The following is a 13,493-nucleotide window of genomic DNA, read 5'->3' as shown; positions in this document are numbered from 1 at the left end:
GGGCCTTTTGTGACACGAGTGCCACGAAGTCGTCCACCGGCGTTCAGGCGTGGCGCGTTGACTCTCCGGGCGTAGCGCGGCACTGGGAGGGGCGTACGGACGACCGTCCGGACCATGTCGTCCGAATGTCCGGACAAAACATTGACAGGCCGCACCCGCGGGGCTAGAAACCGGGGGAGACACCACGGCGGGCACGAAGGGGGAGGCGATGGCGCACGACCCGATCGGCCGGGGCCCGGAGCACGCGCCCGCCGACGCCGGTTCCCCCACCGAACGCCTCCGGCGCGGGACGGCCGCCCCGCCCTGGCAGGAGCGAGGCGCGAGCGCCGACTCCCCGCTCGTACCGCCCCCGCGCCGGAGGTTCCCGCGCCCCGCCGACCGGGCGACACTGCCCCACGTGTCCACTCGGACGCCCGAACGGCATACACAGTGTCGGGCGCGCACGGAGCGCCCGCCTGCTGGGATGGACCCATGGCAGTGACCGTGACCCGGAGGTCGCGGGCCGTGACCCGAGGGCCGCGGACCGCGCCCCGGCCGTCCCCGGTCACCGCCCGTGAGCTGGACCAACGGCACGTCTCGACCCGTCGCCGCCATCTGTGAAGGAGTTCTCGGTCATGACGAACATCGTCAACCACTGGATCGGCGGCAAGACCGCCGAAGGCGCCTCGGGCACGTACGGGCCGGTGACGAACCCGGCGACGGGAGAGGTCACCACCAAGGTCGCCTTCGCCTCCGTCGACGAGGTGGACGCCGCGGTCGCCGCCGCCAAGGAGGCGTACCTGACCTGGGGTCAGTCCTCGCTGGCCCAGCGGACCTCGATCCTCTTCAAGTTCCGGGCGCTGCTGGACGCGCACCGCGACGAGATCGCCGCGCTGATCACCGCCGAGCACGGCAAGGTGCACTCCGACGCGCTCGGCGAGGTCGCGCGCGGCCTGGAGATCGTCGACCTGGCCTGCGGGATCACCGTCCAGCTGAAGGGCGAGCTGTCGACGCAGGTCGCCACCCGTGTGGACGTGTCCTCGATCCGGCAGCCGCTCGGCGTGGTCGCCGGCATCACGCCGTTCAACTTCCCGGCGATGGTGCCGATGTGGATGTTCCCCATCGCCATCGCGTGCGGCAACACCTTCGTGCTCAAGCCGAGCGAGAAGGACCCGTCGGCCGCGAACCGGATCGCCGAACTGCTCGCCGAGGCCGGCCTGCCGGACGGTGTCTTCAACGTCGTGCACGGCGACAAGGTGGCCGTGGACCGTCTCCTGGAGCACCCGGACGTCCAGGCGGTCTCCTTCGTCGGCTCGACCCCGATCGCCCGCTACATCCACACCACCGCCTCCGCGCACGGCAAGCGCGTCCAGGCCCTCGGCGGTGCCAAGAACCACATGCTGGTGCTGCCCGACGCCGACCTGGACGCGGCGGCCGACGCGGCCGTCTCCGCGGCCTACGGCTCGGCCGGCGAGCGCTGCATGGCGATCTCCGCGGTCGTCGCGGTCGGCGCCGTCGGTGACGAACTGGTCGAGAAGATCCGCGAGCGCGCCGAGAAGATCAAGATCGGCCCGGGCGACGACCCGACGTCGGAGATGGGCCCGCTCATCACCAAGGCGCACCGCGACAAGGTGGCGTCCTACGTCGAGGGCGCGGCGGCCGAGGGCTGCGAGGTCGTCCTGGACGGCACCGGGTACACGGTCGACGGCCACGAGGACGGCCACTGGATCGGCATCTCCCTGCTGGACCGGGTGCCGACCACGGCGAAGGCGTACCGGGACGAGATCTTCGGCCCGGTGCTGTGCGTGCTGCGCGCCGAGACGTACGAGGAGGGCCTGGCCCTCATCAACGCCTCGCCCTTCGGCAACGGCACCGCGATCTTCACCCGGGACGGCGGCGCGGCCCGCCGCTTCCAGCTGGAGGTCGAGGCGGGCATGGTCGGCGTGAACGTGCCGATCCCGGTCCCCGTCGGCTACCACTCCTTCGGCGGCTGGAAGGACTCGCTCTTCGGCGACCACCACATCTACGGCAACGACGGCACGCACTTCTACACCCGCGGCAAGGTCGTCACCACCCGCTGGCCCGACCCGGCCGACGCCCCGGCCGGCGTGGACCTGGGCTTCCCGCGCAACCACTGAGCGCGCCCACCGCGACCACCGCGGACGCCCCGACACCGGTGCCCCGGCCCGCCCGTGCGGGCCGGGGCACCGCCGTGCGGTCTCAGCCGGTCATCGCCCCGGAGTCCTTCACTTCCTCGGTGAGGTCCCCGACCTCCTCGGCGGGCGGCGCCACGATCTCCTCGGTGGCCCCGAACCTGTCGAAGTCCATGGTGACCGTCATCGAGCCGAACTCCTGCTTCAGACGCACCGGCAGGTCCTTCTCGCCCACCCAGATGTCCATGGTGATCGAGTCGACGCCGGCGGAGCCGAGCATGCTGTCGGCGCCGCTGAAGGCCTCCTTGAACTTGCCCATGTCCTCCCCGTCGAGCACCGCGCGGTAGTGCGTCGTGGGCTTGCCGTTGACGGTCTCCGCGCCGAGGTCCTCGACGTCGCTGGCGTACTTCAGGCCCTTCATGGAGTCCGCCGGGCCGGCCCCGCCGGCGGCTCCGCTGAACGCGGCGGCGCCCGACTCGCCGAAGATCGCCGAACCGTCGATCTTCATCCACTCCTTGCCCGCGAGCGGGCCGGCGGGCTGCGGGTCGATGTCGTAGTAGTAGGCGCCGTCCACGAACAGGGTGCGCACGGTCGGGGAGTCCGTCAGCTCCTGCATCTGCACGGCCTCGGTGTCCATCGCGACGTCGAGCGCGTAGCCGTCGCCCCAGGAGTACGTGCCGTCCATGGCGATCGGCTCGCCGGTGCCCAGATCGGTCGTCGTCCTGACCTCCGCGGAGCCCAGCTCCTCGGTCCGGTCGGTGGCCCGCGAGAGCGCCGCCATGATGGTGTCGGCCTTGCTCACCGCCGTGTCGGCCGCCTTCTCGGCGCCCTCGGAAGCCTTCTCGGCCCCCTCCGTCCCGCACGCGGTCGCCGTGATCATCGCCGCCGCCGTCAGCCCCACCCAGGCCGCGGTGTACCTCAGCTTCATGAGTCCCCACCCGTTGCCGTGTTCCTGTGATTCATCTGTGCGCGGGACTCTACCGGGCACCACCGACACCGTCCGGCCGCCGGACGGCGCCACGTTTTTTCGCCCCGCCCCCCACGGTTCCCGCACGCCCTCAAGGGGCCCTTCAGGAAAGGGGACTGATGCGTTTTCCGGTCGCCGACCCCGTATCGGACAACGGTTTCCGTAGGTAAACGGCCATTGACTCGGCGGTTTTCGTCGGTATTCCATCTGGCGTCGGGAGCGGACGAGAACCACGTACGACCAAGCCGCCGGAGGCGATAGCGCTCCCGCCCGAACCCCACCGCACGAGTCGATCGGAACCGCTCCATGACCGACACGCTCCGCCCCGCCGAGACCGCCGCCGCGCCCCCGGACGTCCCGGCCCCTCCGGAGTCCCGGACCCTCAAGCGGTCCATCGGCGTCGTCGGCGGCACCCTGCTGACGCTCTCGTGCGTGACCCCCGCATCGACCCTCTTCGTGGTCGTCCCCGACCTGTTCGGCTCGCTCGGCACCGCCACCACCCTGACGATCGCCATCGGCTCCCTCCTGTGCGTCGCCGTGGCGTTCTGCTACTCCGAGCTGGGCACCCTCATCCCCAGTGCGGGCGGCGAGTACGCCATGGTGTCGACGATGGCCGGGCGGCTGGCGGGCTGGCTGGTCTTCGTGCTCTCCCTGCTGGTCGTCATGATCGTGCCGCCGGTCATCGCGATGGGCACCGCCGACTACCTCGAACCGGTCGTGCGCCTCGACCCGTCCCTCGCGGGCGCCGGCGTGATGCTGCTCGCCACCCTCGCGGGCCTGCTCGACCTGCGCGCCAACGCCTGGATCACCGGCGTCTTCCTGGTCCTGGAGGTCATCGCCGCGGCCGTCGTCGCGGTGCTGGGCTTCGCCCACGCCGAGCGCGGCCCCGGCAGCCTCGTCTCCATGGAAGTGGCCGGCGCGGACGGCGGCGCGGACCCCGTGACGGCCGTGCTGGTCGTCTCCGGGCTCGCCATCGCCCTCTTCGTCACCCAGGGCTTCTCCACCGCGGTCTACCTCTCCGAGGAACTGGAGGACCCGCGCCGCAACGTCGCCCGCACGGTCCTCGCCACCCTCGGCATCTCCGCCGTGATCATCCTGGTCCCGGTCGCCGCCATCACCCTGGGCGCCTCCGACCTCGCGGAGCTGACCGGCGGCGACATCGGCGCGATGGTCACCGCCTGGTCCGACTCCGCCGTCGGCACCTTCGTCAGCCTCTGCGTGGCCCTCGCCATCGTCAACGCCGGCATCGTCATGGTCATCCAGAACTCCCGCGTCCTGTTCGCCTCCGCCCGCGACAAGGCGTGGCCCGGGCCGGTGAACACCGTCTTCGCCAAGCTCGGCCGGTTCGGCTCCCCGTGGGTCGCCACCCTCGCCGTCGGCGTGCCGGGCGCCGCGATGTGCTTCGTCGACCTGGACACCCTGTACGGCGTCACGGGCGTCTCCGTCACCGGGATGTACCTGCTCGTCGCCGTCGCCGCCCTGCTCGCCCGGCGCGGCCCCCACCGGCGGGCGCAGGCGTGGCGCATGCCCCTGTGGCCCGCGGTCCCGGTCCTGCTGATCGCCGTCCTCGCCTACATCCTGACCCAGCAGGAGACGAGCCACCTGCTGTGGACCGGCGGCATCACCGCGGTGGCCACGCTGTACTGGGCCCTGTACCTGCGTCCGCGCCGGGGCACGCGGTGGCTGGTGACGGTCCCCGAGGACGTGCGCGAGCCGTCCCGGCCGTGACGCGCTCCGGGCCCGGGCGGCCGGCGCGGACGGCGCCGGCCGCCCCTCGGCGTACCGCGCCCGCGGTACGCGGCGCCCGCGCCCTACGCCCCAGGGAGGGGCGGAGGTTCGGCCCCGGGACTGCCACCGATGTCGGCGGCGGCCCGTACCGTTGACCCATGGATCTTCGACTGCCCCGCGTGCGAGGGCTGCTACGGGGACCGCGGCGGCTGCTCGCCGCCGCGGCCGCCGTCGTCGTGCTCGCCGGTGCCGGGACCTGGACGGCCGTCGCCGGTGACGACCCGCCACCGGTGCACCGCTCGGACCGGGTCGTGGCCGTGGGCGACGGGGTGCGCCTGGACACCTCCTACTTCACGGCGGGTCCGGCCGGCCGCCGCCCCGCGGTCCTGCTCGCCCACGGCTTCGGCGGCAGCAAGGCCGACCTGCGGGACCAGGCGGAGGACCTCGCCCGCGACGGGTACGCGGTCCTGACCTGGTCGGCGCGCGGCTTCGGCGAGTCCACCGGGAAGATCGGGCTGAACGCCCCGGACGGCGAGGTCGCCGACGTCTCCCGGCTGATCGACTGGCTGGCCGAGCGGCCCGAGGTCCGGCTGGACGGGAAGGGCGACCCGCGCGTGGGCGTGGCGGGCGGCTCCTACGGGGGCGCGGTCTCACTGCTGGCCGCCGGCCACGACGACCGGGTCGACGCGATCGCCCCGGCCGTCACCTACTGGAACCTCTCCGACGCCCTCTTCCCGAACGGCGTCTTCAAGAAGCTGTGGGCCGGCATCTTCGTCAACCTGGGCGGCGGCTGCGGGCGGTTCGAGGACGACCTGTGCCGCATGTACCAGCGGGTCGCCGAGTCCGGGAAGCCGGACGCCGCGGCCACGGCACTCCTCGACGAGCGCAGCCCGCAGGCCGTCGCCGACCGCATCGACGTACCCACCCTGCTGGTGCAGGGCCAGACCGACTCCCTCTTCCCGCTGGGCCAGGCCGACCTGGCCGCCGAGGCGATCCGGGACAACGGCGCCCCGGTGGCCGTCGACTGGATCGCGGGCGGGCACGACGGCGGCGACCTGGAGACCGACCGCGTCGAGGCCCGTATCGGGGTGTGGTTCGACCGCTACCTGAAGGACGACGCGTCGGCCGGCACCGGCCCCGCCTTCCGCGTCACCCGCACCGTCGGCACCGGCAGCGGCGACGGCGAGCCCCGCCTGGAGGGCGTGAGCGCCGACACCTACCCCGGACTGGGCAGCGACCCCCGCCCGGTCGCACTGCGGGGCCGTGAGCAGACCTTCGACAACCCGGCCGGCGCCAACCCGCCCGCCGTCTCCGCCCTCCCCGGCATCGGCGGCTCCGGCGGACTCGCCCAGCTCTCCTCCCTCGGCGTCGGCGTCTCCCTCGACTTCCCCGGCCAGCACGCCGCGTTCGAGTCGGAGCCGCTGGAGGAGGACGTCCGGATCACCGGCTCGCCGACCGCGACCGTGCACGTGAAGTCCACGAAGGACGAAGCAGTGCTCTTCGCCAAGGTGTACGACGTCGGACCCGGCGGCGCCCAGCCCGTGCTCCCCTCCCAACTGGTCACGCCCGTCCGGGTGGACGGCGTCGGCGACGGCAGGGACGTGAAGCTCACCCTGCCCGCGATCGACCACGAGGTGGAGAGCGGCCACCGCCTGCGCCTGGTCCTGTCCTCCACCGACCTCGGGTACGCCTCCCCGGCCGCGCCCGCGCGGTACACCGTCTCCCTGAAGGGCGGCCTGACGGTCCCGACGGGCCTCGGCGACACCGGACAGGTGGCCGGGCTGCCCGCCTGGGTGTGGTGGGCACCGCTCGCGGGCGCCGCGGTGGCCGCGGTCCTGCTGCTGACCGCCCGCCGCCGCACCACGGCGCCGCCGCCCGACCCGGCGCTGGCCGGAGTCCCGCTCCAGATCACGGGCCTGACCAAGCGGTACGGCAAGTCCGGCGACCGGTACGCCGTGCGGGACCTGTCCTTCCGCGTGGAACAGGGCCAGGTGCTCGGCCTGCTCGGGCCGAACGGCGCGGGCAAGACGACCACCCTGCGCATGCTGATGGGCCTGATCGGCCCGGACGGCGGCGAGATCCGCGTCTTCGGCCACGCCATCGCGCCCGGCGCCCCGGTGCTCTCGCGCGTCGGCGCGTTCGTCGAGGGCGCGGGCTTCCTGCCGCACCTGTCCGGCCGGGAGAACCTGGAGCTGTACTGGCGGGCCACCGGCCGCCCGCCCGAGGACGCCCACCTCGAGGAGGCCCTGGAGATCGCCGGGCTCGGGGACGCGCTCGCCCGCGCGGTGCGCACCTACTCCCAGGGCATGCGCCAGCGTCTGGCCATCGCCCAGGCCATGCTGGGCCTGCCCGACCTGCTGATCCTGGACGAGCCGACCAACGGCCTGGACCCGCCGCAGATCCGCGAGATGCGCGAGGTGATGATCCGTTACGCCGCGGCCGGCCGCACCGTGATCGTCTCCAGCCACCTCCTGTCCGAGGTCGAGCAGAGCTGCACCCACCTGGTGGTCATGGACCGCGGACGGCTCGTCCAGGCGGGCCCGGTCGCCGAGATCGTCGGCACCGGGGACACGCTGCTGGTGGGCACCTCCACGGTGGTGGACGCGCCCCTGGCCGAGAAGGTGGCCGCGCTGCCCGGCGTGGCCTCGGCGGCGGTGGCCGACGGCGGTCTGCTGGTGCGGCTCGGACCGGACGGCACCGCCCGGGACCTGATCGCCGAACTCGTCCGCCTGGACGTGCCCGTGGAGTCGGTGGGCCCCCACCGCCGCCTCGAGGACGCCTTCCTCACCCTGATCGGAGACCCGGCATGAGCACGCAGGTCGAACGGGCCGCGCCCGCCGGCCCCCAGGAGGTCGCCGAGGGCTACCGCGCGGGCCGCACGCTGCCCGTGCGGGTGGAACTGGTCCGCCAGTTGAAGCGGCGACGCACCCTCGTCATGGGCGGCATCCTGTTCGCCCTGCCGTTCGTGCTGCTCGTCGCCTTCCGGATCGGCGGCGAGCCGGGCGGGCCGAACAACCAGATCAGCCTGATGGACTCGGCCACCGCGTCGGGAGCCAACTTCGCCGCGGTGAATCTGTTCGCCTCCGCCGGGTTCCTCCTCGTCGTGCCCGTCGCCCTGTTCTTCGGGGACACGGTCGCCTCGGAGGCCGGCTGGTCCTCCCTGCGGTACCTGCTGGCCGCGCCGGTGCCCCGCGCCCGCCTGCTCTGGTCCAAGCTGGTCGTCGCCCTGCTCCTCAGCCTTGCGGCGATCGTCCTGCTGCCGCTGGTCGCGCTGGCCGTGGGGACGGCCGCCTACGGCTGGGGGCCGCTGGAGCTGCCCACCGGCGGCAGCCTGCCCACCGGCACCGCGGCCGAGCGCCTGGCGATCACGGTGGCGTACGTCTTCGTCTCGCAACTGGTCACCGCCGCGCTGGCGTTCTGGCTGTCCACCAAGACCGACGCCCCGCTCGGCGCGGTCGGCGGCGCGGTCGGCCTGACGATCATCGGCAACGTCCTGGACGAGGTGACCGCCCTCGGCGGCTGGCGCGACCTCCTGCCGGCGCACTGGCAGTACGCCTGGCTCGACACGGTCCGGCCCGAGCTGGACTGGACCCGGCTGATCCAGGGCACGTCCCTGTCGGTGACGTACGCCCTGGTGCTCTTCGCCCTGGCCTTCCGCGGCTTCGCCCGCAAGGACGTGGTGTCCTAGCGCCGTCCCCGGCCGGTGGAGCCCGCGGACTCGGCGGGCTCTCCGGAGGATCACCCACCGGTCTCGGCGGCCCGCCGCCGTGCCCACTTCGAGACGCACCCGTGACACCCCGTGCCGCACGTTCCGCCCTCCCGCGCCGTCACAGTCACGTACACCGGCGTCAACGGAAGCAGGGGGCACGGAAGATGAGGCGACACCGGACACGAGGACCGATCGGCGCGCTGCTCGCGCTCACGGCGGCGGGCGGCCTGCTGCTCACCGGCTGCGGGGGAGGAGACGAGGACGCGGCGCGGGGCGAGAAGGACACGACGGTGGACTCCCGGGGCCGGGGCTCCGCGCCGGTGCCCGCACCCGACGGGCCGCGCGGCGAGGCCGGACAGCGCCACGACGAGGGCGCGACCACGGGCGGGACGGGAGACTCCCGGGAGGTCGCCCCCGAACCCGACCTCCTCTCCACCTTCGCCCTGGACGTCGACACCGCCTCCTACGGCTACGCCCGCCGCACCCTGGCCGAGGGCCAACTGCCCGACCCGTCTACGGTCCGCCCCGAGGAGTTCGTCAACAGCTTCCGCCAGGACTACGAGCGTCCCGAAGGCGACGGCTTCACGGTGACCGTGGACGGCGCCCGCACCGGCGAGGAGGACTGGTCCCTGGTCCGCGTGGGCCTGGCCACCCGGGGCGCCGAGCAGCGCGGCGCCCGCCCGCCGGCCGCCCTGACCTTCGTCATCGACGTCTCCGGCTCCATGGCCGAGCCCGGCCGCCTCGACCTCGCCCAAGAGGCCCTGGGCACGATGACCGACCGGCTGCGCGACGACGACTCGGTCGCGCTGGTCACCTTCAGCGACGAGGCCGAGACCGTCCTGCCGATGACCCGGCTCGGCGACCGCCGCGGCCGCGTCCACGACGCCATCGACAGCCTGGAGCCCACCCAGTCCACCAACCTCGGCGCGGGCGTCGAGACCGGCTACGACACCGCCGTCGAGGGCCGCCGCGAGGGCGCCACCAACCGCGTCGTCCTCGTCTCCGACGCCCTCGCCAACACCGGCGAGACCGACGCGGACGCCATCCTCGAACGCATCGCGGACGAGCGCCGCGAGCACGGCATCACCCTCTTCGGCGTCGGCGTCGGCAGCGACTACGGCGACGCCCTGATGGAACGCCTCGCCGACAAGGGCGACGGACACACCACGTACGTGTCGGACCCGGAGGACGCCCGCGAGGTCTTCTGCGAGCAGCTCCCGCGCCACATCGAGCTGACCGCCCGCGACGCCAAGGCCCAGGTCGCCTTCGACCCGGAGACGGTCGCCGAGTTCCGCCTCGTGGGCTACGACAACCGCCGCGTCGCCGACGACGACTTCCGCGACGACCGCGTCGACGGCGGCGAGGTCGGCCCCGGCCACACCGTCACCGCCCTGTACGCCGTGCGCACCCGCCCCGGCGCCGACGGCCGGCTGGCCACGGCCACCGTCCGCTGGCTCGACCCCGACAGCCGCGCCCCGCACGAGGAGTCCGGCGACGTGGAGTCCGGTGACCTCGACGACTCGGTGTGGGAAGCGGACCGCGGCCTGCGCGTGACGGCGACCGCCGCCTACTTCGCCGACGCCCTGCGCACCCCGTACGACGACGGCTCCCTGCCGGGCGCACCGCGTCTCGGCGAACTCGCCGAGCGCGCCGACGCGCTGGCCGACCGCACGGACGACCCGGACGTCGGACGGCTCGCCGTGGCGGTCCGGCAGGCGGACGAGCTGACCTGAGCCGCCCCCGTTGACCACTTACGCGGGAGTAAGTTTACTCTGCGGTAAGTAACGGGAAGAGGCAGCGCAACACCACTGCGATCCGCGACCGGGAGCCGACATGGGCGTACACAGGGACCTGAAACGGGCGAGGAGGAGCGGGGACCTGGCCTCCCGCTCCCGGACCGAGACCGTCCGGGACGCCCACGGCACCGTCCGCGAGGCCCGTACCCCGGCCCTGGCACCCCGCCCCACCACGGGCAGCACCGCCGACATCCCGTTCACCAACGCGGCCGAGGCACCCGACGCGGTGGTCCTGCGCCGCGAGGTGGACGGCGTCTGGCGGACCGTCACCGCGCAGCGGTTCGCCGCCGAGGTGACCGCCGTGGCCAAGGGCCTGATCGCCGCCGGCCTGGAACCGGGCGGCCGGGTCGCCGTCATGTCCCGCACCCGCTACGAGTGGACGGTCCTGGACTTCGCGATCTGGACGGCCGGCGGCCGGACCGTCCCCGTCTACCCCACCTCGTCCGCCGACCAGGTCGAGTGGATCGTCCGCGACTCCGGCGCCCGTCACGTGATCACCGAGACCGCCGCCCACACCGCCACCGTCGTGGCCGGCACGTCCGGCCACGACCAGCACCCGCGCGCCTGGGAGATCGACTCCGGCGCCCTCGCCGACCTCACCGCCCTCGGCCGGGGCGTGAGCGACGAGGAGGTCACCAAGCGCCGCACCGCCCTGACCCCCGACACGGTGGCGACCGTCTGCTACACCTCCGGCACCACCGGCCGCCCCAAGGGCTGCGTCCTCACCCACGCCAACCTGCACGCCGAGGCCGCCAACACCGTCGAACTGCTCCACCCGATCTTCAAGGAGGTCACCGGCCAGACCGCCTCGACCCTCCTCTTCCTGCCGCTCGCCCACATCCTCGGCCGCACCATCCAGATCGCCTGCCTGCTGGCCCGCATCGAGCTGGGCCACTTCCCGAGCATCAAGCCCGACGAACTCAGGCCGGCGCTGAAGAGGTTCCGCCCGACCTTCCTGGTCGGGGTCCCCTACCTCTTCGAGAAGATCCACGACACCGGCCGGGCCACCGCCGAGAAGATCGGCCGCGGTGCCTCCTTCGAGCGCGCCCACCGCCTCGCCGTGCGCTTCGGCGCGGCCCACCTGGAACGCTTCCTCGGCCGCGGCAAGGGCCCCGGCCCCGCGCTGCGGGCCGGCTGGGCCCTGTACGACCTGCTGGTCTACCGCCGGGTCCGGGCCGAACTCGGCGGCCGCATGCGCTACGCCATCAGCGGCGGCTCCCCGCTGGAGCGCGACCTCAGCCTGTTCTTCTACGCCGCCGGGATCATGATCTACGAGGGCTACGGCCTCACCGAGACGACCGCGGCGGCCACCATCGTCCCGCCGCTCGGCCCGCGCCCCGGCACCGTCGGCCGGCCGGTCCCCGGCACCGCGGTGCGCATCGCCGAGGACGGCGAGGTGCTCATCAAGGGCGGCATCGTCTTCGGCGCCTACCGCAACGACCCCGAGGCCACCGACGCCGTCCTCACCGACGGCTGGTTCGCCACCGGTGACCTGGGCTCCCTGGACGACGACGGCTACCTCACCATCACCGGCCGCAAGAAGGACCTCCTGGTCACCTCCGGCGGCAAGAACGTCTCCCCGGCCGTCCTGGAGGACCGCCTGCGCAGCCGCCCGCCCGTCGCCCAGTGCCTGGTCGTCGGGGACAACCGGCCCTTCGTCGCCGCCCTGGTCACCCTGGACCCGGACGCCGTCGCCCACTGGCTGGCGGTCCGCAAGCTGCCCGCCGACACCCCGATGTCCGCGCTTGCGCGCGACGAGCGGATGCGCGCCGAGGTCCAGAAGGCCGTCGACCACGCCAACGCCGCCGTCTCCCGCGCCGAGTCGATCCGCGCCTTCCGGATCGTCGACGGCGAGTTCACCGAGGAGAACGGGCTGCTCACCCCGTCCCTCAAGGTGAAGCGGCAGGCGGCGGTGACCGCCTACGCCGACGAGATCGAGGCCCTGTACGCGGCGCCGGGACGCCGGCCCGGGTGACGGCGTTCACCCAACCCGGACGACGGCATGCGGAAGGGGCGGACCGCCGATGCGTTCGGCGGCCCGCCCCTTCCCGGGGTGTCAGCCCTTGCCGCCGCCCTCGCCGTTGGAGGACAGGATCGAGACGTCCTCCAGCAGGTGGGCCAGCGCGCCGTCGCGCTTGGCCTGCGTGGAGTTCTCGGCGCACTGCTGGTTCAGGTCGTCCGACAGGACGTTGAGGTCCTGGATCGGGACGAGACCGATGACGCTGACCGGGATCTCGCTGACCGCGATGCACGGCTTGTTGAACGAGCCCTGGATGAGCGCCATCTGCGGGCTCATGTTGCCGTGGGTCGCCGAGTTGCCGAAGTACTGCGAGGCACCGTTCCCGTTCGCGGAGACGGGGCCGCTGTCGTCGCCGATCGCCATCGCCTGCGGGGCCGCGACAGCGGAGGCACCCATGACGGAGGCGGCGATCGCCGCGTAGGCGACAACCTTCTTGATCATTTGGCCAGTCCTTTCTGAAAAACCCCGTCCTCCGGAGCGCACTGGTCAACTCCGTGTACCCGTCCGGGTTTCTCCCGTTCACTCAGTCGGCGGACAGCGGGAAATGTGTGCGGGTCGGTGATTCCCCCTGATTTCCCGGCGATTTCGCACGGGCCCCGGGATCGCGTGCGGGCCAACCGGGTGAACGCCCGCAACCAATCACTCCGCACCGGGTTGATGAGGCCGTAGGACAGTGCGTCGCTACGACGAAAGGAACGCGAAGTGCTCAAGAAGGCAATGGTCGCCGCGGCGGCTGCCGCTTCTGTGATCGGCATGTCCGCTGCTGCCGCCCCCCAGGCCCTGGCCATCGGGGACGACAACGGGCCGGCCGTGGCCAACGGCAACGGCGCCTCGTCGTCGTTCGGCAACTCGGCGACCGACGGCGACATGAGCCCGCAGCTGTCGCTGGTCGAGGGCACGCTGAACAAGCCGTGCCTGGGTGTCGAGGACGTCAACGTCGCCGTCATCAACCTGGTGCCGATCCAGGACATCAACGTCCTGGCGGACGACCTGAACCAGCAGTGCGCGGACAACTCCACGCAGGCCAAGCGGGACGGTGCGGTCTCGCACGTCCTGGAGGACCTGTCGGTGCTGTCGGCGAACGGCGAGGGCTGAGCCGTATCCCGCCCGGCACGGGCGGCCCGCTGACTTCCCCGCGGGC

At 73.1% G+C, this 13,493-nt stretch carries 9 protein-coding genes; 7 read left to right on the top strand and 2 right to left on the bottom strand.

From position 1 onward, the window contains the following. Positions 1-614: 614 nt before the first annotated feature. Positions 615-2,117, top strand: coding sequence for a CoA-acylating methylmalonate-semialdehyde dehydrogenase (gene mmsA / locus ACFZP7_RS12935; protein ID WP_125772989.1), 1,503 nt, complete (start codon positions 615-617; stop codon positions 2,115-2,117). Positions 2,118-2,199: 82 nt separating this feature from the next. Here the strand turns inward: mmsA and ACFZP7_RS12930 are convergent, their stop codons facing one another. Then, complete coding sequence (locus ACFZP7_RS12930; protein ID WP_385634468.1) at positions 2,200-3,060, bottom strand: hypothetical protein; 861 nt, start codon at positions 3,058-3,060, stop codon at positions 2,200-2,202. Positions 3,061-3,405: 345 nt separating this feature from the next. Here ACFZP7_RS12930 and ACFZP7_RS12925 point away from each other — a divergent pair, with 345 nt between their 5' ends. The 5 genes from ACFZP7_RS12925 (at position 3,406) to ACFZP7_RS12905 (ending at position 12,307) form a co-directional block, all read left to right on the top strand. Next, complete coding sequence (locus ACFZP7_RS12925) at positions 3,406-4,827, top strand: APC family permease (RefSeq protein WP_019325484.1); 1,422 nt, start codon at positions 3,406-3,408, stop codon at positions 4,825-4,827. A 158-nt stretch (positions 4,828-4,985) separates the two neighbouring features. Then, positions 4,986-7,637, top strand: coding sequence for an alpha/beta fold hydrolase (locus ACFZP7_RS12920; protein WP_385634467.1), 2,652 nt, complete (start codon positions 4,986-4,988; stop codon positions 7,635-7,637). Then, a complete protein-coding gene (locus ACFZP7_RS12915) occupies positions 7,634-8,515 on the top strand; it encodes an ABC transporter permease (RefSeq protein WP_019325482.1) in 882 nt (293 codons plus the stop codon). The genes ACFZP7_RS12920 and ACFZP7_RS12915 overlap by 4 nt, the downstream gene beginning before the upstream one ends. Positions 8,516-8,700: 185 nt before the next feature. Then, entirely contained in the window at positions 8,701-10,269 is a 1,569-nt protein-coding gene (locus ACFZP7_RS12910) for a von Willebrand factor type A domain-containing protein (protein WP_385634466.1), read from the top strand. 100 nt (positions 10,270-10,369) lie between these two features. Continuing rightward, positions 10,370-12,307, top strand: coding sequence for an AMP-dependent synthetase/ligase (locus ACFZP7_RS12905; protein ID WP_385634465.1), 1,938 nt, complete (start codon positions 10,370-10,372; stop codon positions 12,305-12,307). Positions 12,308-12,388: 81 nt separating this feature from the next. Here ACFZP7_RS12905 and rdlB read toward each other — a convergent pair whose 3' ends face one another. Continuing rightward, on the bottom strand, positions 12,389-12,793 hold the full coding sequence (rdlB, locus tag ACFZP7_RS12900; RefSeq protein ID WP_109202934.1) for a rodlin RdlB: 405 nt from the start codon (positions 12,791-12,793) through the stop codon (positions 12,389-12,391). 261 nt (positions 12,794-13,054) lie between these two features. Here rdlB and rdlA point away from each other — a divergent pair, with 261 nt between their 5' ends. Beyond that, positions 13,055-13,447 carry a rodlin RdlA gene (gene rdlA, locus ACFZP7_RS12895; protein ID WP_031014367.1) on the top strand — a complete coding sequence of 131 codons (393 nt, stop codon included), beginning with the start codon at positions 13,055-13,057 and terminating at the stop codon, positions 13,445-13,447. The last annotated feature ends 46 nt before the right edge of the window (positions 13,448-13,493 follow it).

The sequence above is a fragment of the Streptomyces sp. SudanB5_2050 genome (assembly GCF_964272335.1).
Taxonomy (GTDB): Bacteria; Actinomycetota; Actinomycetes; order Streptomycetales; family Streptomycetaceae; genus Streptomyces; species Streptomyces rochei.
Note: the sequence above shows the minus strand (reverse complement) of the source record. Positions and strands in the feature narration are given on the sequence as shown.